Origin of the sequence: Frankia sp. Mgl5, assembly GCF_023242985.1 — a bacterium.
Classification (GTDB): Bacteria; Actinomycetota; Actinomycetes; order Frankiales; family Frankiaceae; genus Parafrankia; species Parafrankia soli.
The window spans coordinates 1-348 of the sequence record NZ_JALKFY010000540.1 but is presented as its reverse complement, the minus strand read 5'-3'; the positions used below and the strand labels follow the sequence as shown (position 1 = coordinate 348).

Here is a 348-nt window from a genome sequence, read left to right as displayed (position 1 = left end):
AATCTCCCCTGTCACGACATCAAAAATTGCCAGTTGCTGCGTTTTGCCCTCGGGAAAGCCCAGATCATCCGACTTGTATTTCAGCCGTTCGACCACCATCGGTTGCTTCCGCTTTTTCTCCGTCTGCGCATCAGCATCAGCCTCCCGCTGAGAAAACGTTTCTCCCGGCGCCAGCAGCGCAGAAAACAGCAGGTGCTTTCCATCTGGCGACCATACCGGGTTGCGGGCACCATGCTTGCAAGCGGTAAGCTGCCTGGCCTCACCGCCATCAGCAGAAATAAGCCAGATTTGCGATTGACCTGAGCGGTTCGAGAGGAAGCAGATTGTTTTGCCGTCAGGCGACCATCT

General features: G+C 55.5%; 1 protein-coding gene. It reads right to left on the bottom strand.

What is annotated here, in order from left to right; all coding sequences use genetic code 11:
• The coding region (locus MXD62_RS10525) for a hypothetical protein (RefSeq protein ID WP_248829134.1) at window positions 1-348 on the bottom strand (348 nt) is incomplete at both ends.